This window comes from Natronoflexus pectinivorans (assembly GCF_004345615.1).
GTDB lineage: Bacteria > Bacteroidota > Bacteroidia > Bacteroidales > Marinilabiliaceae > Natronoflexus > Natronoflexus pectinivorans.
This window is the reverse complement of the sequence record NZ_SLWK01000003.1, coordinates 338,525-360,668: the sequence shown is the minus strand read 5'-3', so window position 1 is coordinate 360,668 and position 22,144 is coordinate 338,525. Positions and strand designations below refer to the sequence as shown.

Annotated in this window: 15 protein-coding genes; 3 read left to right on the top strand and 12 right to left on the bottom strand. The window is 38.3% G+C overall.

Going from position 1 to position 22,144, the window contains the following annotated elements; translation table 11 throughout:
• Nucleotides 1-13 precede the first annotated feature (13 nt).
• Nucleotides 14-1,843: a right-handed parallel beta-helix repeat-containing protein gene (locus EV194_RS06725; RefSeq protein ID WP_243699346.1), complete on the top strand. Its 1,830-nt coding sequence runs from the start codon at nt 14-16 to the stop codon at nt 1,841-1,843.
• Nucleotides 1,844-2,418: 575 nt separating this feature from the next.
• Here EV194_RS06725 and EV194_RS06720 read toward each other — a convergent pair.
• The 8 genes from EV194_RS06720 to EV194_RS06685 all read right to left on the bottom strand — a co-directional run bounded on the left by EV194_RS06720 (nt 2,419) and on the right by EV194_RS06685 (nt 14,099).
• Nucleotides 2,419-4,167 carry a glycoside hydrolase family 43 protein gene (locus EV194_RS06720; protein ID WP_132433277.1) on the bottom strand — a complete coding sequence of 583 codons (1,749 nt, stop codon included), beginning with the start codon at nt 4,165-4,167 and terminating at the stop codon, nt 2,419-2,421.
• Nucleotides 4,168-4,616: 449 nt separating this feature from the next.
• Nucleotides 4,617-5,009, bottom strand: coding sequence for an HU family DNA-binding protein (locus tag EV194_RS06715; protein ID WP_132433276.1), 393 nt, complete (start codon nt 5,007-5,009; stop codon nt 4,617-4,619).
• Between the two features lie 478 nt (nt 5,010-5,487).
• Nucleotides 5,488-7,833 carry an ABC transporter permease gene (locus EV194_RS06710; protein WP_132433275.1) on the bottom strand — a complete coding sequence of 782 codons (2,346 nt, stop codon included), beginning with the start codon at nt 7,831-7,833 and terminating at the stop codon, nt 5,488-5,490.
• Nucleotides 7,834-7,882: 49 nt separating this feature from the next.
• Nucleotides 7,883-10,213 (bottom strand): ABC transporter permease, encoded by a 2,331-nt coding sequence (locus EV194_RS06705; RefSeq protein ID WP_132433274.1) that lies wholly within the window; start codon nt 10,211-10,213, stop codon nt 7,883-7,885.
• A 9-nt stretch (nt 10,214-10,222) separates the two neighbouring features.
• Nucleotides 10,223-10,921 carry an ABC transporter ATP-binding protein gene (locus EV194_RS06700; protein WP_132433273.1) on the bottom strand — a complete coding sequence of 233 codons (699 nt, stop codon included), beginning with the start codon at nt 10,919-10,921 and terminating at the stop codon, nt 10,223-10,225.
• A 75-nt stretch (nt 10,922-10,996) separates the two neighbouring features.
• Nucleotides 10,997-11,356, bottom strand: a complete 360-nt coding sequence (locus EV194_RS06695) for a four helix bundle protein (protein WP_132433272.1) — start codon at nt 11,354-11,356, stop codon at nt 10,997-10,999.
• A gap of 142 nt (nt 11,357-11,498) precedes the next feature.
• The gene (locus EV194_RS06690; RefSeq protein ID WP_132433271.1) at nt 11,499-12,749 is read right to left on the bottom strand and encodes an efflux RND transporter periplasmic adaptor subunit; all 1,251 of its coding nucleotides are present in this window, start codon (nt 12,747-12,749) and stop codon (nt 11,499-11,501) included.
• A 27-nt stretch (nt 12,750-12,776) separates the two neighbouring features.
• The gene (locus EV194_RS06685; protein ID WP_132433270.1) at nt 12,777-14,099 is read right to left on the bottom strand and encodes a TolC family protein; all 1,323 of its coding nucleotides are present in this window, start codon (nt 14,097-14,099) and stop codon (nt 12,777-12,779) included.
• A 478-nt stretch (nt 14,100-14,577) separates the two neighbouring features.
• Between EV194_RS06685 and EV194_RS06680 the strand changes: the two genes are divergently transcribed.
• Nucleotides 14,578-15,936 carry a sigma-54-dependent transcriptional regulator gene (locus EV194_RS06680; RefSeq protein WP_132433269.1) on the top strand — a complete coding sequence of 453 codons (1,359 nt, stop codon included), beginning with the start codon at nt 14,578-14,580 and terminating at the stop codon, nt 15,934-15,936.
• Nucleotides 15,926-17,263 (top strand): sensor histidine kinase, encoded by a 1,338-nt coding sequence (locus EV194_RS06675; protein WP_132433268.1) that lies wholly within the window; start codon nt 15,926-15,928, stop codon nt 17,261-17,263. Before EV194_RS06680 ends, EV194_RS06675 begins: the two co-directional genes overlap by 11 nt.
• Nucleotides 17,264-17,401: 138 nt before the next feature.
• On the opposite strand, the gene EV194_RS06670 is transcribed toward EV194_RS06675, so the two are convergent.
• From EV194_RS06670 to EV194_RS06655, 4 genes are all read right to left on the bottom strand, one after another.
• The gene (locus EV194_RS06670) at nt 17,402-18,163 is read right to left on the bottom strand and encodes a tetratricopeptide repeat protein (RefSeq protein ID WP_132433267.1); all 762 of its coding nucleotides are present in this window, start codon (nt 18,161-18,163) and stop codon (nt 17,402-17,404) included.
• A gap of 187 nt (nt 18,164-18,350) precedes the next feature.
• Nucleotides 18,351-20,192 (bottom strand): BatD family protein, encoded by a 1,842-nt coding sequence (locus tag EV194_RS06665; RefSeq protein WP_243699345.1) that lies wholly within the window; start codon nt 20,190-20,192, stop codon nt 18,351-18,353.
• A gap of 106 nt (nt 20,193-20,298) precedes the next feature.
• Nucleotides 20,299-21,009, bottom strand: coding sequence for a tetratricopeptide repeat protein (locus EV194_RS06660; protein ID WP_132433265.1), 711 nt, complete (start codon nt 21,007-21,009; stop codon nt 20,299-20,301).
• An 11-nt stretch (nt 21,010-21,020) separates the two neighbouring features.
• A complete protein-coding gene (locus EV194_RS06655; RefSeq protein ID WP_132433264.1) occupies nt 21,021-22,082 on the bottom strand; it encodes a VWA domain-containing protein in 1,062 nt (353 codons plus the stop codon).
• Between the last annotated feature and the right edge of the window lie 62 nt (nt 22,083-22,144).

Sequence of the window (22,144 nt, the reverse complement as noted above, 5' to 3'; positions counted from 1 at the left end):
TAATTTTCTTACTATGAAAAGTCAACGAAGAATGAAGTCAATGCCTGGTTTCATCCCATTGTGGATGTTTCTTTTGATGTTTATTACATTGAAATCTTGTACCCAACCTGTTGAAAAGGATACTGAAATTGTTTATGGCCCGATTGAGAAAACATATCAATTGCCTGATGTTTCCGGTACCATTTATTTTGTTTCTCCAAATGGAGATGCAGCTTCAGATGGGTCAACACCTGAGCAGCCAACTACAATAGAGAAAGCTTTCAGTCGTGTTGTGGGTGGAGATGCCATTGTTTTAAGAGGCGGTACCTATCGTACCGGAGATTTAATGTTCAATCAGGGAATTACCATTCAGGCTTATCGGGATGAGAAACCAATATTAAATGGAACCCTCGTAGCTGACTCATGGGAACTTATAGAGGAGGGCTTATGGGCAACCAATTGGGAATTCTTATTTCCTGCCGGACCAGAAGATTGGTGGCACAGAGAAAGAAATGAGGAGTTTACACCAATGCACCGTTTTAATAATGATGGCATTTTTGTAGATGGTCAATTTCTTCAGTCTGCCGGAAGCACCGATGAGGTTGATGAAGGAACCTATTTCGTTGATTATGACAATAACAAGATTTATATTGGAGTTAATCCTGAAGGAAAATCAATTGAAATCACTGCATTTAGAAAAGCTCTACACAGGGTGACATATTCTGTACATGGTAAGACTCCTGACGATAGGGGTCCAATCATTCGTGGAATCACTTTTACCCAGTATCCGGATACTATGGTACACATTGGAGGCGTGGGGCTTGCCATTGATCAACATGGAAGAGATGTTGTAGGAACCAAATTTGAGAATTGTACATTCTCAAACAATTTTAGAATTGCCATGTTCGCCCTGAGTGATAGTCTGGTAATGAGAAATTGCAATGTGTTTAATACAAATGCTGAAGGTGTTTATGTTGTTGCGTCAAACGATGTTCTTCTGGAAAGAAATATCTTTGAAAACAACAACATTGAGCAATGGACTGGTTTTTACCCTTCTTCAGTGAAAATATTTAATCAAAGTCACAGAGCAGTTGTCAGGGAGAACCTTGTGCGAAATCATGCTCATTCCAATGGAGTTTGGTGGGATGTGGGTAACCTCGATGGATTTTTCATTAATAACCATGTTGAGAATGTTGCTCATAGTGGATTCTTTCATGAAATTTCGGATCGTATCACTGTAGCCGGCAACGTATTTGTTAATTGTGATCAAAGTATTTTTGTGTTGAATGCTGCAAATGCAAAAATCTACAACAACACAATGATTAACAGTAAAGTGAACGTTCGTCGCGACAGCAGAGGAGATCAGCTAGGAACTTTTGGATGGCATGTAACATTGGGTCCTGGTGTAGAAGAACGAGACAGGCACATTTTTGTGAATAACCTGATGATTATGACTGAGGATAATGATTCGCCAATGGTCATGGCAGGTCAGCCTGCTCATATGTGCGACAGATTAACTACGCCTCATTTTTCAACATTCAACAACAATGTTTTTGTAAGGTATTATAATGTTGAAGGGGATAAGCCTGCATTGATAGATTGGAGCCCTTACTCGAATGAGGAGTGTTTGAGGAAGTTTTATACTTCTGGTGAACTTAACGAATTCCTTTCTCAGTTTTCTTCTGATTGTATTTACATTGATAATTATGAAGGAGATGTTTTTGTAGATATCGAAAATAATATTTTTAAGTTATCTACTGATTTTGTAGGATTAGGTAATCCTACAAGAATACCTGAACAGGTTTTAACCATGATGGGAGTTAGTATAGACAAAGAACCATTTATAGGCGCAATAGCTCCATAAGAGAATAGTATATATAAAAAAATCGCAACTCTTTGCATATAATGCTGAGGAGTTGCGATTTTTTTTTGTGTTAAGTTTTTTGATACAAACTTTCACTGCTGTCCGACTAAGATTTTTTTTAATGATAATCATATAATAGATTTCTCGCTTCGCTCGAAATGACAAGCTGTTACGTTGTGAGAGGTTAAGGGGCTATTGCGGCGAAGCCGCCATCACCCCTTCATCCGCCTTGACCTCCTGAACGTTTTGTCATTTCGAGCAGAGCGAGAAATCTAAATTAATTAGCCGGTCAGTAGTGACAAAGTTTTTAAGATTAACTATGGAAGTGCATTTAGGTTGCATCAGCAATTTGGCACTTCTCTTTGGGAGATTTTCAAATTGTAAATACTTGTTGCCCCTTTTACCTATTGAAATGCAAAAAAAATGGAATGGTTATGATGATAATTATCATAACCATTCCAATTCAGTATGTTTAGAATCTCAGAATCTTGTTAGTAAAATATGGAAAGCAAAAACTGAAAAAGTAAAGCTGCATAAATATCAAGCTTTCTGAACTGTTTTAAGGATTAACCAGTCTATTCATTTGAAGAGGCATACAGCCCCATCATTGTGCCAATAAATCCACCTGCTTTTTCGGTACTCAAATAAGTGGCATCGATTCCATCTGCAAGTGTTTCCCATTTCCCATTTGAATTGGCTTCAAAGCTAAATTCGCCATCCTTCATTGATGCCCTTAAAAGAATTTCACCCTTGTAATGATCAGATATATCTTTTTGAGCCAAAATTACTTTTTCTACTGTGCCGTCAAAATTATCACCTGACATATTGCGCACAATGCTTGGGTCTTCCTTTGCGTTTTGAACAACCACATGGGTTTTTCCATCAATTTTAGTAACACCTAAAGTCAGATGATAAGCTTCATTTTGGAATAGAAGAAGTCCTGCAAGTTCTTGTTCATTTTGAGGATTAAAAACCAGCTTAGTTTCTATCGTCATGTTATGATGCTGTTGACGACGAGCTAAAAAAGATGGTTGTTTTAATTCCCTGATATTTACATCTCTAAGTTTAATCGATATTCCCGGTTTTCCTTCTTCCAGAGTATACCATTTTTCGCGCAATGTCCTTAAAAATACCCAATCGAAAGCAAGCTCGCCGCCAATGAAATTTTCAGTCCATGAAAAATTTCCATTCCCCATTACAGGTTTATCACTTGGAAGTTTATTTTCCAAATTTGGTTTGTCGAGTGTTAGAGGTATCGTTGCATCCATGGGCAGGAATTCGGGCCATTCGTTGTCCCAGTTGAAGGGCAAAAGGAACGTTTCACGACCGATATTGTACTCATTATTAACCGTGTAAGGCCGGCATCCTAAAAACACTGCATACCAGTCACCCTCACTTGTTTGTACATAATCTGCATGACCTACATTGGTAACAGGAAATTCTCTGTCAGCCGGCAGATGGCGTTGCGTTAAGATTGGATTATTGGGATTGGTTTCATATGGCCCCCAGATGTCCTTACTGCGGAAAATTACCTGCGAATGGTGTATAGATGTTCCACCTTCAGCAGTTGTTAAGTAGTAATAACCATGTAATTTAAATATGTGGGGTGCTTCAATCCAAACGGGTTTCTCTGATAAGTCATGGCCACCATCACGAATCATTTTGCGAGGACCAACAGTTTTATTGTTTTTCCAGTCAAATTCCTGTATCCAGGTAGCTTTATGTCCTACATATGTAGATCCTCCTTCAGGATCTTGATTATTTGTAATATAGGCTCTGCCGTCGTCATCAAAGAAAATTGATGGGTCGATGTCTGGCACCTCAGGCAACCAAATAGGATCGCTCCATGGTCCTGCCGGGTCTTTGGCAGTGACAAAGAAATTTCCTCCACCTCTTACATAAGTTGTAATCATATAGAAAGTGTCGTTATGAGGATTGTATGAAATTTGCGGAGCAAAAATACCTGCCGATACGGGTAATGAATCATTGTTAAATTGAGAAGGGCGGTCAAGTACATGCCCTAATTGTGTCCAATTCACTAAATCGGTACTGTGAAAGATAGGTACTCCCGGAAAGAACGAGAATGTTGAATTAACTAAATAATAATCATCTCCTTTCTGGCAAATGGATGGGTCAGGGTAAAAACCCGGAAGAATAGGATTATAAAATTGCCCTTCACCAAGAGGATGTTGGTCATAATAGGGATCGCTTCCTGTATATTTTACATATTCGAAATATGCTTCTCCTGGATTCACTTTAATCGTTGAATTATTACTACAGGAAAAAAGAAAAATGGCACTAATGATAAATAAATAATTTTTCATGTTATTTTCGTTTTAATTGTAAACATAATTAATAATTTTCAAATAAAGTACAAATTACTTAAATATCATAAAAAAAACATGAATAAGAAGGAAATAAAAATGGATTAATGGATTTTTTCTTCTTTCTCATTTCTCTATTTCTTAATTCCAAAGTTCGTCGATCGAAGCTATCTAAAAAAGATTTATAATGATAAAACACAAGAAATAAAATGCTTGCTGTTTTGATCTTTAAAGGTAAACTTCATTTCTGGGCAGCCTCCTTTTTTATTATCTGATTTTACTTTTCTTTTCTAAGTCAATAAATCTTAATAGCTGCTTTACTCTGATCGAAGACTTTTAATAGGGTTTTGACTGGCTGCTTTTAATGTTTGGTAGCCTGAGCTCAATAGTACGATTGTTATTAATGATATTGCACTTAAAGCAAAGACTCATGCTTGTGCTGGTAAAGATTATTTACTTTTATCAGGTTCTATTTTAATATTCTTAAATCCCTCTTTAATAAAATTATCAGGCCTGAAACTGAGCCTTAACTTATTAATGTTTTTCTCTGAAACAGATTCGGGAGAATCGCTGGTGTTAACTTTGGTATGTAACCGGAATGTTCCCAGTTCATCGAGTTTTACCGTATATCCATCGGCCAGCAGTTCGGGGATCAGGTCAACAAGGCCTTTTACAATCAGGTAAACATCACTTTCACTGGCGGTGGATCTTTTGTGTAATATTTTGGCAATTTCCCTCAGGTTTATTTGAGATGAACCCGTAATTTTTGGAAACCATAATTGCTTACCTTTCTTGCCCTCACCGGGACTATATGTGGATACAATTTTATACTTTAAAGCCATAATACTTGATATTTAGAAGTTACATAATATAATATTAAGGCGCATTAAAAAATATTATAAGGCGCATTAAAATATTTTTTACGGGTCATAAAACTAATAAGATATAGTATCCAATCACTGATCTTGTAGTTTTCTTATTGTTGTTTTTTACAATAGATCGTTAGACTTTTAGAATTATAGATGTAAGACACTGAGCACAGCGAAGTCCCGATCAGCGGGCTTAGCCACAAGTAAGTTTCTTATTATCAGCTAATTGTATAACACTGCGGCGAATTCATAAACTTTTGATAATTAGGTAAATAATAAAGATTAACGAATTATTATTTATGAAAATAGCCGTTTATATCGATTAATTGCTGTTTTACCGGCATTTCTTTTATCTCCATATTTCTCTGTCCATTCTTCCTTACAAAATCGTTCTATTTTGTAAGGACTGCATTTTCATTTTCACCCATTGTTTTCTTATTATTCATTAAATTTACTCATATCGGAGAGCTTCTACCGGATTCCTCCTTGCTGCTCTCCAACTTTGCCAACCAACAGATAACATCATGATGATTGCTGCTGAAAATCCGCTTATTAAAAAATGGCTCCAATTCAATGAAATTCTGTCTGAGAACCCCGACAACCAATAATTCATTGCGATGTAACTTGTAATAAAAGCAATTATCATTGATAAAAGGAGCAATACCAGTGTCTCTCTAAGGAGCATGTTTAAAATGCCGATTTCAGAATCTCCGAGAACTTTTCGCACGCCTATTTCTTTGGTTCTCCTGTTCACTTTTAATACAGAGAGTGCAAGAAGCCCAATGAAACTGATAATTGATGCCAGCAAAGCGCCTGTTGAGACCATTTTAATGAGCTGTTTCTCATTTTGCAATTTTTCTGCGTATAGGTCGCTAATAAGGTGATGATTAGAGAAGTATTCGGGATCGTATTCTCTCAAAACGGACTCAATACTTTCAATCATTTCTTTGGTAACATTTCTGTCTGTTCGGACATAAAGCATCATTGGATATCCGCCGTAATTGTTTAAAACCAACGGCTCAATTTCCATACCCGGACGGTTCCTGTATGGAAAATCCCTAACGAGTCCAATGATTTCAGCCGGTTGATTAAACATATCTGCTATTTTTCCAACCGGATCATCTAAACCCAGAAGTCTCGCAGCAGCCTCGTTGATGATTAATTTATCTACATCTGCAATGCCTTTGTTAAAGAATCGACCTGAGATGATTTGAAGTTGCATGGTTTCAGCAAATCCCGGGAGTACTTTGTATTCATCGATGGATCTTGAAGCTTGATTGGAACCGTACATTTTAATGCTTTGTCCGCTGCAACCTCCACCCATTGAATGTGCCGACCATCCTATTTGTGTTATAAACGGAAGTTTTGAAAGTTCGTTTTCTATGCTTTCATGATTTCTGAATAGTGAAGGTCTGAAAACATCGAAACCGACAACTTTTTCAGGATTAAACCCCATATCAATGGATTTTAAATAGTTTACCTGCGACAATATGACTATAAACGACGTGATTAAAAATATGGAGATGGTGAGTTGAAGAGTAACGGCTGAAGAGCTCATTATATGCTTCCTGTTAACGTTATTGGTCTTTCCCTTAAGCGCATTTGTCAGATTGAATCGGGTTAAATAAAAGGAGGGGTATGCACCCGAAACGACTATTATAAATGCCAAAATTGATAATAGCAACACGATGTTATTTAATGAAAAGAATGCAGAATCATCAATGGAGGTGTTTAATAAATTTTCGAATAAGGGTTTTACCATGATGGCCATTATAATGGCCATCATGAAAGCCAGGGTACTGATGATCCCGGTTTCTGTATAGAATAATTTGGCCAGTTTTAATTTACTTGCACCCAGGGAGGTTCTTGTTGCAATCTCCGATAGCCTTTTTTCTCCCTGCAAAATATAGATGTTTATATAATTGATGATTGCTATAATCAACACAAACAGAGCAATCAATATCATAACTATTATAGCGGTATAGTTGGCTTTTTCAGATAAATCGTAATCTACATTGCTGTGCATGTAAATGTTTTTCAATAACTCTGTTCGGGACGATACTTCTACATCAACTCTTTTTGCCCAAGGTTCCATTAACTTGTTGTTGATTGATTCAATGGATTTTGATACATTGGCAATGTCCGCTTTTTTATTAATAAGAAAATATGTATAAAACTCTAATCCTTCAAATTCATCGGGGTTTTCAGTTTGCATGGAGGCCAACATGTCAAAGTTGAAATGTGTGTTTCTTGGCAACTTCCTGATTACACCGGTAACGGTGTAATCTTCATCAAAAATGGTAAGTATTTCTCCAAGGCAATCATCAGTCCCAAATATTTTCTTTGCTAAAATATCCGTTACTATGATCTGATGTGAACCTGACAATGCTTTTGTTTTGTCGCCACGCATCAGATTCAGATTAAAAACATCAAAAAAACCGGGATCAGCATATAGTAAATCAAGATTGTAAAAAGTTTGGTTCTTCATCTCTAAATTCACATCCCATCCCCGATAAATTTGAGTAGCCGATTCTATTTCAGGTACATGTAAGGGAATGTCCGTGTAGGAAGAACGCAACCCGATTCCGTAATTAGTTATTCTTCCTTGGTCATTTACCGAATTGTATAATCGGAGAACTCTGTTTTTGGTTTCAAAGTGCTGGTCGTAACTCATCTCCTGGTTTATATAAACCAGAAGTAGTAAAACCACAGTTAAACCAATGCCCATGCCCGGAATATTAACGTACACCAATAGAGGATTTCGCTTTAGAAATCTGATGATTTGAGAAGGGCTCATTTTTATTTATTTTTTAGGTAGTTAATTAGTTTGTCCAGTATGGGATTCTTTATTCATTACGTAAAGCATGTATGGGATTTTTTCGGGCTGCATTCCAGCTCTGTATGCTGACTGTTATAATGGCTAATAATATGGTTGAAATGGCGGCAATGAAGAATGTGTCTGCTCCCGGTGTAATTCTTTGTGCATAGTTTTCGAGCCATTTGCTCATGGCGTACCACGAAAGTGGTATGGCAATTAGCGATGATATCAATCCTGCCATAAAGAATGGCTTCAAAAGCCGTAAAATGATAGATCCGGTTTCTTCTCCCAACGATTTTCTGATGCCTATCTCCTTTGTTTTTTGTTCTGCCATAAACATAATCAATCCTGTTAATCCCAATGTCAAAACTATTATGGCAAAAAGGGTGAATATTGATATGAGTGTTTTTAAATTATTTTCCGGCTCAAGCATGACTTTATATTCATCATCCAAAAATGAAAGTTGAATGGGGAATGCAGGCTCAATGCCAATGGCTGCTTCTCTAATGAAATTGAGCGTTTCACTGATGTTTTGCGATGTTGTTTTTATGGCTATGAAATTTGCATCCCAATCTCTGGCGGCTGGAAAGATGGCAATTGGATCTGTGGCAGTTCCAATATTATTAAAATGAAAATCTTCAACCACCCCCATTATTTCATAGCTGTTGTCCCAATTTGTAATGCTTTTCCCCTGGAAGCTGTCCCACCCAATCATCCTTGCAAATGTTCGGTTAATGACAACTGCATTTTGTTGATTTTCTCTGAAAAATTCTCCTTCCTTTAATTCGATTTCAAGCGTATTCAATAAATCCGGACTAACGTACCAGTTATATACCAACGGTCTGAACTCAATGTTTCTGTTTTCCCAGTTCCATCCTTCGCCATTATTTCCAATGGCATTTGGAAGGTTGGAAAGTATGGTTGTAGATTGAATGTTTGGATTTCGTGTTAATTCGTTCTGTAACGTTGAAGCCTGGCTTTGCAGTTGACCATTGAGACGTAAATAGACAATGTGATCTTTTGTAAATCCAAGGTCAAGTTTTTGTAAATGTGATATTTGGCTGTTTATTACAAAGGTTGAACTTAACAGAGCAATTGACATTGCAAAAATTGTGATAATCAATGTATTCCTTAGTATACCACGGTTTTTCATGCTTTGATAGGTGGTTCTAAGCGATTGAACCGGCGAGTAATCTGATAAAATAAGAGCAGGGTAGAGGCCGGATAATGCGATTGTTAAAACCAGAATAATTCCTAAAATTATTAATGGTTGCCAATTCAATAAAGTGGTAATTGATATTTCTTTATTTATGAGTTGGTTGAATGAAGGCAGCCCGATGATTGTTACAACCAGTGCAATGAAAAAAGCAATCAGACAAACAACCGAAATTTCAGAATAAACAATTTTAACCAAATTGCTTTTAACTGCTCCAAGACTTTTTCTAATTCCATTCTCCTTTATTTGGCGAGCAGAGCGTGCCGTGTTAAGATTTATAAAATTGAGTATTGCTGTTAACAATATCAAGATACCGATGAATGAGAAAATTCTTATGTTTCTGATGTTGTTCATTTCGTATAACCAGGCATTTTTAAACTTATATGCTCTGAGAAAATTTGTTGAATCAGGATATACTTGTTGAATTCGATTTTTTACAGCTTCATCAATTATTGGAAAATTATTTGCATCGTTTAATAAACCAAAGGTCATGAAAGCATTATTGTACCATGTATTTAGGAAATTGTCATTGTCAAAAACAATTGTCAGTATTTCAAGAGGAATTAATGCCTGAAATTGAATGGATGAGTTATGTGGGATGTCTTTTATAACACCGCTAACCACAACGTTTTCCATATTGTTGAAGTTAATGATTTCACCAACAGGATTTTTATCGCCGAAAAGGCTTACCGAAGTTGATTCGGTGATGACGATCTGGTTTCTTACAGTAGGTTCGCCGGGACTGCCATATATAAATTCAAATGAGAAAATGTCGAAAATGCTGTAATCAGCAAATGCAGTGTAACGCATTTGCTTTTCGCCATTATGTGAAAGCATCCATTCTGCAAATGCAGGCATCATTCTGGCTGTTTTGGAGACCTGAGCATATTCATTTTCAATGGCTCCTGCTACTGCAGGAGGCGCTCCTTGAAATATGATGGGTTCATCTCCACCTTCCAAAATTGCATGAACAACAAATATCTCATCGATATTTTCATGGAAACGATCATAGTTTATTTCATTCGTTACCCAGAAGAAGATGTATAATACGCAAACCAGTCCGGTTGCTAAACCTGCAATGCCAAGATAATTTGGAACCTTATCCTTTTGCAATTTCCTGAATATATAATTGATTGTTTTCATAGCTGTATTTTATAGCAAAGCATCGCCCAGTTCTTTTTTGTATTCCTCGGTAATTATCTGTCCATCAAATAAGTTGACGGTTCTGTGCGCAAATCCTGCATCGTGCAAGGAGTGTGTAACCATTACAATGGTTGTTCCCTCGCGGTTAAGTTCTGTAAGGAGATTCATCACTTCTAGGCCGTTTTTGGAATCCAGGTTTCCTGTTGGCTCATCGGCTAGGATTAATTTTGGGTTGGCAACAACCGCCCTAGCAATGGCAACGCGCTGTTGCTGACCGCCGGAAAGCTGTTGAGGGAAATGTTTTGCCCGGTGGCTGATATTCATTCGGTCTAAAACCGAAAGTACCATCTCTTTTCTCTTCTTTTGAGGAATTTTAAGGTACATCAACGGAAGCTCTACATTTTCAAAAACATTCAATTCATCAATCAAATTAAAACTTTGAAAAACAAATCCGATATTCCCCTTTCTGAGGTTGGTGCGCTGGCTTTCTCTATAACCGGCTACATCCGTTCCATCAAAAAAGTAATTCCCTTCATCCGGATTGTCCAACAAGCCAATGATGTTGAGTAAAGTGGATTTTCCACATCCCGAAGGACCCATGACGGCAACAAATTCGCCGTTTTTCACTTCAAAATTTACGCTGTTCAGTGCCAACGTTTCAATCTCTTCAGTTCTGAAGATTTTTGTAAGGTTTTTTGTCTGTATCATTTTTATCATTTTTATGGTATTATGGTTGGAGGGTAACAGGGTAAATGGGTAACAAGAAAATAGGTTAATATTTAATCACTGTTTTTCAAGGCTTTCTCTATAGTTGATCATTTTTTGTATCATTGCTGAAAGCTTCTGAGTTTCTTCAATTAGATTTATAGTTTCAAAAAGGTTAATTCTTTCAGCAATAATTAATTGAGTTCTCAGTTCAGCACATGAACCTTTGGCAATTCTCAAAAAACGTATAAACTCTTTGTTTGAATTTCGGTCAAAACCCTCTGCAATATTTGAAGGGATCGATACCGCTGAACGCTGTATTTGATCTCGCAATCCATAATCCCGACAATTCTTGAGTCTTGTATAAAGTTTAACTGAAAGATCTACACTGTTTTGCCATATTTGCAAGTCTTCAAACTTCTCTATACGATTATTCATAATTCATTTTTTTGAGTTAATGAATAAAGATAAATTAAATCATTTTCAGGCTTTCATATATCAAGCAATCATTTACCATCGCACCCTTCCCACCTTTCCTACCTTTTTACCTTCCCACCTTCCCACCTTTCCCATCTTTTCCCTACCTCACCTCAATCCTCTCATTTCGTCCAAACATATCGTAATTGTTGGTAATTACTTTTTCGCCTGGTTCGAGGCCTTCCATGACTTCATAGTGGGTGGGATTCTGTCTGCCGATGCGGATGTTTCGCTTGGTAGCAATTCCGGAAGATTCGTTGTACACAAAAATCCATTGTCCCCCTGTGCTTTGAAAAAATCCTCCCCGAGGTATGATTACGCTTTCTACCGGCTGTCCCAATTCCAGGCTCAAATGATAGGTTTGTCCGGTTCTCAGGTTTTGTGGTGTTTCTCCTGTGAATGTGAAATCTACCTGAAATCTGCCGTTTCGTACCTCTGGGTAAACTCGAAAAACCTCTACTTCGTAGCGCTCATTTTGTCGCTGATATGATGCTTTTAATCCGTGTCGTACTCTGTCAATGTAGTGCTCGTCAATATCGGCGCTGATTTTGTAGTCATCAAGAATGTGCAATTGTCCTATTCTTTCACCTCTGGAGATCAGTTGTCCGGGTTCTACATTAAGACTACCCAATTGACCATTGCTTGGAGCCTGAATATTGAGTTTTTCCAATCTTTGGCGAACGATTTTAAGGTTTTGTTCCATATTTACAAGGCTGTTGTTCATTTGCACCTGCTGATTTTCACGGAAAATTGAGTCCTGAACCATTCGCTGGTGGCGGAGTTCTCTTTCAGCCAAGGCTAGCTGATAGTTTTCCTTTGCAATGAGATAATCTTCGTCGGCAATAAATCCTTTATCCTTTAATTCCCTATTCTGTTCATAAGTTCGGCGAAGTCTTCTAATTTCATAGTCAATGGCTAGTAACTGTTGTTTGTTATTAATTTTTTGCTGTTCCATATTGATCATGGTGTTCCTCAGTTCATTGGACTGATACGCAAGTTGAGATTCGCTGTTGAGTATTTGAAGATTTAGGTCATTATTCTCAAGACGAACAATGACATCCCCTTTATTTAACAAGGCGCCTTCTTCAACCACTTTTTCTATAACTTTACCGCCCTCTTCCACATCCAGCATGATGGTGGTAATAGGAGCAACTGTTCCTACCACGGAGATATAATCCATGAATTGACCATATTCAACGTTTGCTATGGTTATTCTCTCTTTGCTGGTTCTGAATGTTGAAGTGTTGGTCGATGTAATCATCCATACCAAAGCACCCACTACTACCACTGATGCAGCAATTTTAATTATGGTGCTTCTCTTCAACCCCTTCTTTTTTTCAATTATCTTGTCCATCGTTTCTTTTTTTGAAGTGATTCTAAATCAAATTCCCTGCATATATAGTTCTAATGTCTTTTTCTGTACAACCCAACTGTATCTGGAAAGCAACATGGTTGCTTTTGCCTGCGAAAGTTGTAACTGAGTATTCATAAAATCATTTGTTGTGATTAATCCCAGGCGAAATTTTTCCTGATGTATCTCAAATGATTTTTCGTTAAATTTGAGGTTGTCCAACGAGTTTTTATATTCCATATGCAGGTTCGTTAACTTTAAAACAGCCTCTTCTATTTCTCGTTTTATTGTTAGCTTTTCGTTTTGCAGATTCAAATGAGCGTTTTCCAGGTCAATTTTACTTCTGTTAATTTCGGTTCTTTTTTGCCTGCCATTAAATATTGGTATGTTTAGCGATACTGAAACCGAAGGGTTCAGGTAATTATCGAATTGGGTTCCGAAAGAAGTTTGTCCCCCGTTAGGAAGTGTATCGGTTGAAAAGAATGCTGAATGATAACCCGCATTCAGTTGAAGGGATGGTGATTGCCTTCCTTTTGAGATGTCGAGGACTTTCTCGTAGTAATTCAATTCCAACTCTCGTTTTAATATAAGCGGATAGGTATTTACTGCCATCATATAGACAGAATCGGTATTCTGATGAATCATTGCAGGCTCAGCAAGCAACAGATCCAAACCTGATATTTCAAAATCTCTTTCATGATAATGAATGGTCTGTGCCAATTGAAGATTCAACAGACGGTATTGGTTAATGGCTCTGGTCAGTTCAAGTTGACTCATTGAAAGGTGAGCCCTTATTTCATATTCAAGAACCGGCTCGACTCTTCCAATGTTGATGTAGGCCATCACTCTATCCAGTTCATTTTGGTTATTCTCAATTTGCTGTTCCAGAACCGATATCAATTCCTTCTGATACGCTGTCAAAGCGTATAGTTCTGTTATTTGGTTGATAAGAGAGAACTTTGAGTAGGCGCTCTGTTCGTTTACGGCAAGTGCGTAATATCTTTGCGCAGAAATATGGTTTTGTTTTATGAATCCTGCAAAGAGATCTAATGAGCCAACAATGCCATATTGTACATTATAGGAATTGCCTGAAGTTATTTGATTAAATTGGTTGGTCGATCTTTGAAAATCGAAATTTGAATTTCCATAACCATTTATGGATGGTAGTAAGTTCCATCTGCTTTGTTGATGACTTAATTCTGCTTTTCTATGATGATTTTGCTGTATCTGAATATCCAGATTATGTTCAAGTGCATGCTGAATACATCTGTCAAGCGTCCACAATCCTTCGGATTGTGCAACAGCTAACTGTAAACAGAGAGTCGAAAATGTAATGAAAATCAGCCAACGCATATCAATCAGTTTTTTGGTTATGCATCAGTCAAAACCAATAGTGTGCCAAGTTGTGTAATAATCACAAATACAGTGCTATATGTATAATGCATGGTTGCCATTGTAAAATAATTAGACACCTGATGTATGAAATTTGTACAATGTGCTATCTTTATACAATAATTAATCGGTTAGTCGTCAGGTTTTTACATTTGGATTTGATCTCAGGCATAGTTTTAGTTATTTATCTCTACTGACCGACTAAGTTTTTTATAATGATAATCATGTAATAGATTTTTCACTTCGCTCAAAATGACAGGATGTTACGTTGTAAGAGGTGAGCGGATGATGGCGGCGAAGCCGCCATCATCCGCCTTGATTTCCAAAACGTTTTGTCATTTCGAGCAGAGCGAGAAATCTAAATTAAATAGTCGATCAGTAGTAGTGATTTTACATGTAGCAGACACTGATTTTAATTCATTTTATCAGAGCAAGAAGTATGAAAGATTCATCAATCATCATTGTAGATGACAATAAAAGTATATTAACTGCCCTTGAGCTATTGCTTTGCGGCAAATGCCGCAAAGTAAAAACATTGGCATCTCCCAATTCACTTCTACACGAATTGGGAAAAACCAATTATGATCTCCTCTTGCTCGACATGAATTACTCTGCCGGAATCAATACCGGCAACGAGGGAATATATTGGTTAAAGCGGGTTCTGGATAAATATCCCAGCTTAAGTGTGATCATGATCACTGCGTATGGTGGAATTGAACTTGCCGTTAAAGCTGTTCGAATGGGTGCTGCCGATTTTGTTACCAAACCATGGGAGAATGCGAAAATGCTTCAGGTCATTGAATCGGCCTGCCGGGTATCTGCCGGCAGAAAAAGAGCAAAAGGCGATGTCAGCGTAAAAAGCAAATCTGCTGATTCAAAAGATGAAGTTTTTGAAGGAGAGTCCGACAGTTGGAAGAAGGTTTTGCAAATCATCTCAAAAGTTGCGATAACTGATGCCAATGTGTTGCTTACCGGAGAAAACGGCACAGGAAAAGAGGTTGTTGCGAAAAAGATACATCAGTTATCCGCTCGAAAACAAAATTCCATGGTGATGGTTGATATGGGAGCAATTGTTGAGGGTTTGTTTGAAAGTGAGTTGTTTGGACATAAAAAGGGGGCTTTTACCGATGCTAAAAACGATAGAATCGGAAAAATTGAAGAGGCCAATGAAGGCACTCTTTTCCTTGATGAAATAGGAAACATGCCTTTGCCCATGCAGGCAAAGCTGTTAACCGTTCTGCAAAGCAGAACGGTTACGCGGTTGGGTGAAAATGACCCTCGTCCGGTAAATATCCGGTTAATTTCAGCCACAAATGGAGAGCTGCCCAAAATGGTGGATAACGGAAATTTCCGTGAAGATTTACTTTATCGAATCAATACCATTCATATAGAAATTCCTCCTCTCCGACAACGGAAAGCTGATATCCCGGGGTTTGTAAACTATTTTCTTTTAAAATATACCGAAAAGTATCATAAAACAGGGTTGACCATATCAGATTCAGCCATGGAGCTTTTGCTATCGTACAATTGGCCGGGAAATGTGCGCGAATTACAACATGCCATAGAAAAGGCAGTAATATTAAGTGATCAGGAAAAAATACAACCTGCTGATTTCATGTTTCGTGAAATTGAGAGCAAAAAAAGCATGAACCAGTTTAATGGTACATTGGAGCAGATGGAGAAAAGTTTGATTGAAGAAGCGATTATGCGACACCAGGGGAATATGACATCAGTGGCCATGCAATTGGGGATTACGAGACAAACCTTATACAATAAAATTAAGAAATATGATTTATAAACTGCTTAGAAACAGCGTGGTTTGGCGCATCTCTTTTATTGTATTGGCATCGCTGACAATTGGTGTACTAATTGGCAGAAATGTTGATGTCTGGATTGTTATAACCATTTCATTGATTACCATCTGGATGACCGGCAGATTAATCAAGTATATTCAGCAACCATATAAAAAGCTTCATTATTTTATAGAATCCATTAAGAATGATGATACCAGCACCCTTTTTTCTACCAAAACCGGAAGCGCATTTTTAAATGAGCTGCATAGCTCATTAAACAATCTTAATCGCATCATTCAGGAAAAAAGCATCAGAGTTCGCATGGCTGAACGGTATTTTAGTGAAATTTTGCAACACATAGACACTGCGGTTTTGGTCTTTAACGAAAAGGAGTTTGTTCTTAACAACAACAAATCGGCTCTTCAGTTATTGGGATTATCCACACTGACGCATCTGCGTCAGCTTGATAAAGTAAACCCCTCGTTGAGAAATCTGCTCTTGAACTCAGAGAACCACAAGGAGCGAAGCATAGTTATAAGGAAGGAGAAAGAAACCTTGCAATTAATCGTGAGAAGTACGGCCATCAGGTTGCGCGATGAAACTGTTATACTGGTAACTATGCAAGATATTAAGGGGGAGCTGGAGCGCAAAGAGTTGGATTCTTGGTTGAAGCTTATAAGGGTGTTGAATCATGAAATTATGAATTCACTCACTCCTGTTACCTCCATTGCACAGTCATTGGGTGAAATGTGGAAGAATAATCCGATAAATGAGATAAAGCCCCGCATTGTTGAGCAAACCATCAATGGTTTGGATGCCATAGAAGAACGGGGAGATGCTTTGATGCGCTTTGTTGAAAGCTATCGGCTATTTTCGCGAATGCCTGATTTACGATTGTCAGCAGTTGGAATTTCTGCCTTTTTCGATCGCATCAGCATACTTATTTCTCCCATGAAAGAAGGGAAAAAAGTATCAATACATTTTTCAAAACCCGAAACAGATTTTGAAGCCAGAATGGATGAGCAATTGATGGTTCAGGTTATTATTAATTTGATAAAGAATTCCATACAAGCTTTTGATGAGGAGGGAGACAATATAATAGAAATTTCGGGTCGACTGCTATCCGACCATGTTACTGAAATCATTGTTGTTGATAATGGGCCGGGAATTCCGGATGAAATAAAAGATGAAATATTCGTGCCTTTTTTCACCACGCGGGAAGATGGATCGGGTATCGGATTAAGCTACTCACGACAAATATTAAGAGCACACGGTGGTTCAATTGGCTGCAATTCAGTTCCCGGAAGAACTGAGTTCTTTGTAAGATGGTAAGTTTAATAATCTTTTTGTGGTTGGTTTGGTGCCTCCAAAAGATGTTGGGCAGTAAAATTTATCTAACCTTCAATTTCTAACTGCCCACTGCTAACTGAACATTGCTCACTGTCCACTGATAACTGATACTTGAACTCTTCAAATCACCTCAAGGTGTTCTGCATGCACCCAGCCAACATTTCCATCTTCAATTTCAATTTCGTACCAATTACCCATCACCTGAAGTATTCGAACGCGAGTTCCTGAATGTAACACAAACAGCTCAGTTCCGCGAGCCTCAGGTGCACTTCGCACTGTTACCGATGGTGAAAATACGATGGCTCTGTTGCGGTTCTCGAGTCGTTGTTTTTGATTGTTTGCAAATGCAAAAGAAATACCTGAAACTAAAACAGCCAGTAGAGCAAAGAAGAAACTGATTTTACGAAAAAGGATGCTTCTTGAGAAGAAATAGAATAAAAGTCCGGCAAGAAACAGGATAAAAGTAATAATTGATATCCATGCCCAGGTATCCGGATTTGCGCTGTTGCGGAATGAAGCAAACCAACGAACCAGAAAAAACTCACCAACTGGTTCAATGTTATCAGTAATCTGGCTGTAGGCCAGATTCAGATTATGCCTGATATCTCTATCCTGAGGTGCAAGCAAAAGAGCTCTTTCGTAATTTAAGATGGCTGATGGCAGATATCCGTGCCGGTAATAAGCATTTCCGAGATTGTAGTATAAATCTGCCGAAACCATTCCCGATTTTAGAACTTCTTCATACAGTTCAATGGCTTCTCCATATTCACTTTCCATGTAATGCTGGTTTGCCTGTTCAATGATCAGGTTAAAATCAGCCTTAACACTAAATGAAGTGAAAATAAACAGAATAGTTACAATATATATATGACTTAACTTCATAGCTTTTATATAGTTTGCAATTTAACTACAAAACATTAATCCTTATCTCTTATTTGTTTATTTGTCCAAAAATCTAGACAATTCCCTTCCTAACCACCTCTCAACCCTTCCAACCCTTCCAACCCTTCCAACCCTTCCAACCTTTCCAACCCTTCAACCTTCCAACCCTTTCAACCTTCCAACCCTTTCAACCTTTCCTCTTTCTCAACTGTTGCTCAAGTTTGCTAATGGTTGTCAGAGTTTTCTTATAAAGTTCATCTCTCTCACTGTGGTCGTTTTGCGGAGAATAGCGGGCATACTCACATGTGTCTATTATTCCCAGGAACTCATCAGAAATTTGTTCTTCTGCTCCACTGTTGATTAGGATGTTTCTTGCATTATCTTTATTGAGTTCAGCACGGGGTATTGAAAGTTTATCGCTTGTATACCCCCAAAGAGCTCTTGCCAGCTCTTCGTAAAATCCTTCCTGGTCACCCTTTTTAAGTAATTGAGCAGATTTTTTAAGGTTTTTTCTGGCAATTCTGTTGGCTCTTCTGTTACGTACCTTTTGAACATCTGCGTTTTCTTTAATTCTTTTTTTGTTGAGGAAGAAGATGATAAAGAACAGAATGATTGGCACAACGTATGCCAACACAAACAATCTGCTACCGAAAAGGAAGACATTTCCTGGTTGCAGAACCATTGGAGAAGTTCGAATAAACCTGATGTCTTGTCCCAAAACCCTTACACTTTCACGGGTTGCGGCTCTGCCGGGAGATGCCGCAACAGGGGTTGTGGCATCTGATACACCAGCTGTACGTTCAACATTTATAGTTATTGGTTCACTTCTGAGTGTTTGATATCTTCCGGTTGAAGGATTGAAATAGCTATACTCGACTTGTGGAATTTCAAAGGTGCCTGAATGTCTGGGAATAATCAGTGTTTCGACGGTGCGAGTCCCTCTTCCTCCCTGGGCAGTTTGCCTGATGTTGTTTGATACATTTGGGTCAAAGACATCAAAATCGGGAGGAAAGTTAAATTGAGGATTGCGCGCAAGCCTGTGATTCCCCGTTCCGGAAATCTCTGCTCTAACAGTAATTCCATCGTTTACTTTTACATCTGTTGCTGATGCTGTCACATTGAGTGAAATATTTCCAACTACCCCCGAAAAATTAGCCGGACGGGGAGAGGGTAGAGGTTTTACTTGTATGGTAATTGGATCGGTGGAAACTCTTTTTCTTACCGTTCTGTATGAGTCAAAAAAGTCACCAAATATGCTGTGTGACTGTCTTGCCTGTCTTTGCCTTACCAAAAATTCAATGGATGTTGGCTCTATGGTTATTCTCCCGGTGGTTTGTGGGTATAAAACTCTTTGATTAAATGTTCCAACCCGGTAGTTTCTACCTCTGATGTTTTCCATGCTCCATTGAATGCTCCCCGATTCAGACTCCAACTCTTCAACCAAAAAATTTCTTAACTCCGGTTGCCTAACATCGGCAATCCCCTCAAGATTAACTCTTGTATAAATTCTTGTGGTAACAACCAGAGGTTCATCCTGCCAGACTTCGCTTTTGTTGGCCGTCATGGTGATAAAAATATCATCATCGGACAAGGTTCCTCCTGATGGCTGAGATTGCTGTCCGGGTTGAGATGCAGGAGCATCGGCTTCGGATTCAATGACTTCAATGGTAACAGGATTGCTCTGTACCCTCTGGCCATTGACCTGGATGGTTGCAGCAGGGATTGTGAACCTTCCTGTATTATCTGCTCTTAGTACATAAGTGTATGAGTATTGTGTAGATCTGCTCACCTGATTATTGATTATTTGGACAGATGAACTTTGAGATATGGTTGGCCCCATTAATATTTGAAAATCAGTAATGTCTGGAACGCGTATGTCATCGGCTTCCTTGTTAATGGTATATACCAATTGAAACCGGTTTCCCTGTACAACTGTTGATGGTGCAGTGGCCTTAAATTCAGTTTCCTGAGCCAATGCTGAGGTACATACGGACAGTAATGCTAAAATATATATGGTTAATTTTTTCACAATTAGATGATTTGATTAAGTTCCTTTTGGTAAAATTCTGTTTTTTGCGCGCTTTACGCAAAAAACGCTCTGAAAATCATTTTAGTTTGAGTTTTTCGGAATAAAATTACCAATTTTTCTCAATTCTTACAGGTTGTTCGTCCTGATGACGATTCATTTTCTCCATGATGTCTCTTTCATTCTCCTCAACAGCTTGCAATAATCGTTCCGCAGCTTCTCTGCTGATCCCTTCCGTTTCCTGCTGTTGTTGTTGCTGATCTTGTTGATCCTGCTCCTGTTCCTGTTGATCCTGCTCTTGTTGTTGCTGTTGCTCTTGTTGCTGTTCTTGTTGCTGATCATCCTGATCCTGATCCTGATCTTGCTGTTCTTCTTGCTGATCTCTCAGCTTTTTGGCAGCGATTAGATTATACCTGGTTTCATCATCAAGAGGATTATGTCGAAGCGACTCTTTATAGGATTCAATACTTTGTTCTAATTCCTGACTGTATAAAAAACTGTTCCCTAAGTTATGATATAATCTGGCAAGCGATTCAGGATCGTTGGTAAGTGGAGCAATGGCCTGAAAACGCTCAATGGCCTCGTCGAATCTCTCCTGACGGAATAAAACTGAAGCAAGGTTGTAACCGGCTTCAAAAGAACTTGGATTGCGACGTAATGCTTCGCGGAATTGGACTTCGGCCTGTTCATACTCTTCCTTTTCCATGAGTTCCAAACCTCTTCGCACAAATCTTCTTTCATCCTGCGCAAATGTTTCTGCTGTAAAAAGCAGCAGAAAAAAGATAATGAATACGTTTATTATATTTTTATTGATCTTCATAACCGCCATGATTATTTCACCGTTAAACTTCCTTTTTCCTTCTCAATTTTATTAACTGTAAATAAGTCAATGTTCCTCAGGAGTTTATTTTTTCTTTCAAGAATAATAAAATCAATAATCAGAATCAGCAGCACCAAAAAAGCGATGTATTGGAATTGATCTTCAAAATCGGTATAGACTTTTGTTTCAAAATCAGCTCGTTCCAAATCCGAAAGTTCGTTCATTAATTGGTTGATGCCTGCTCTGATGTTATTTGCTGGAATATATTCCCCGTTACCGGCATGTGCTATATCTGCAAGCATCTGTTCATCGAGCCTGGTTATTACCACATTCCCGTTTCTATCGCGAAGGAAATTCCCTGAACCACCTACAGGAATAGGGCCTCCTTCAGGCGATCCCATACCAACTGTATATACAAGAATCCCATTTTGAGCAGCACGTTGTGCTGCTCCAATCGCATCATCCTCATGATTTTCTCCATCAGAGATAACTATGATGGCGCGGTTTACATCTTCCTGTTGAGTAAAGGACTGCATGGATAATTCAATAGCTCGTCCGATGGCTGTTCCCTGGGTTGGTACAATATCGGTTGTGATGTTGTTGAGGAACATTCTTGCCGATGCATAATCTGATGTAATGGGTAGCTGAACATAAGCATTTCCCGCAAATACAACAATCCCGATCCGATCGTTTACCAAACGATCGGTTAAACGGGCTACGGCCTGTTTGGCTCTTTCCAGCCTGCTTGGTTGTATGTCCTGACTGTTCATACTATTGGAAACATCTAACGCAATCATGATTTCAATTCCTTGTCGCTGAACAGTTTGAAGACGTGTCCCAAATTGTGGTGCTGCCAACGTGAATATAAGTCCCATTAATGCCAACAACAACAGATAAAACTTCACAACAGGCCGATACATTGATACATCCGGCATCAGATGACTGAGCAGTTCGGTGTTGCCGAACCGTTCAAGTGCCTTTCGTTTGCGATAGCTGAAAATGAGCTGAATAAACGCCAATGCCGGTATCAGCAAAAGCAAGTATAAATATTCCGGATTTCCGAATCGAAACATGGCTATATCTTTTTTATTTATTCAATAATAATCTTTACAAAAATCTAAACCCTACAACCTAA

Excerpts from the sequence above, each read along its gene's own strand:
- EV194_RS06725 (WP_243699346.1), top strand. The coding sequence starts at position 14 with ATGAAAAGTCAACGAAGAATGAAGTCAATGCCTGGTTTCATCCCATTG.
- EV194_RS06720 (WP_132433277.1), bottom strand. The coding sequence starts at position 4,167 with ATGAAAAATTATTTATTTATCATTAGTGCCATTTTTCTTTTTTCCTGT.
- EV194_RS06715 (WP_132433276.1), bottom strand. The coding sequence starts at position 5,009 with ATGGCTTTAAAGTATAAAATTGTATCCACATATAGTCCCGGTGAGGGC.
- EV194_RS06710 (WP_132433275.1), bottom strand. The coding sequence starts at position 7,833 with ATGAGCCCTTCTCAAATCATCAGATTTCTAAAGCGAAATCCTCTATTG.
- EV194_RS06705 (WP_132433274.1), bottom strand. The coding sequence starts at position 10,213 with ATGAAAACAATCAATTATATATTCAGGAAATTGCAAAAGGATAAGGTT.
- EV194_RS06700 (WP_132433273.1), bottom strand. The coding sequence starts at position 10,921 with ATGATACAGACAAAAAACCTTACAAAAATCTTCAGAACTGAAGAGATT.
- EV194_RS06695 (WP_132433272.1), bottom strand. The coding sequence starts at position 11,356 with ATGAATAATCGTATAGAGAAGTTTGAAGACTTGCAAATATGGCAAAAC.
- EV194_RS06690 (WP_132433271.1), bottom strand. The coding sequence starts at position 12,749 with ATGGACAAGATAATTGAAAAAAAGAAGGGGTTGAAGAGAAGCACCATA.
- EV194_RS06685 (WP_132433270.1), bottom strand. The coding sequence starts at position 14,099 with ATGCGTTGGCTGATTTTCATTACATTTTCGACTCTCTGTTTACAGTTA.
- EV194_RS06680 (WP_132433269.1), top strand. The coding sequence starts at position 14,578 with ATGAAAGATTCATCAATCATCATTGTAGATGACAATAAAAGTATATTA.
- EV194_RS06675 (WP_132433268.1), top strand. The coding sequence starts at position 15,926 with ATGATTTATAAACTGCTTAGAAACAGCGTGGTTTGGCGCATCTCTTTT.
- EV194_RS06670 (WP_132433267.1), bottom strand. The coding sequence starts at position 18,163 with ATGAAGTTAAGTCATATATATATTGTAACTATTCTGTTTATTTTCACT.
- EV194_RS06660 (WP_132433265.1), bottom strand. The coding sequence starts at position 21,009 with ATGAAGATCAATAAAAATATAATAAACGTATTCATTATCTTTTTTCTG.
- EV194_RS06655 (WP_132433264.1), bottom strand. The coding sequence starts at position 22,082 with ATGTTTCGATTCGGAAATCCGGAATATTTATACTTGCTTTTGCTGATA.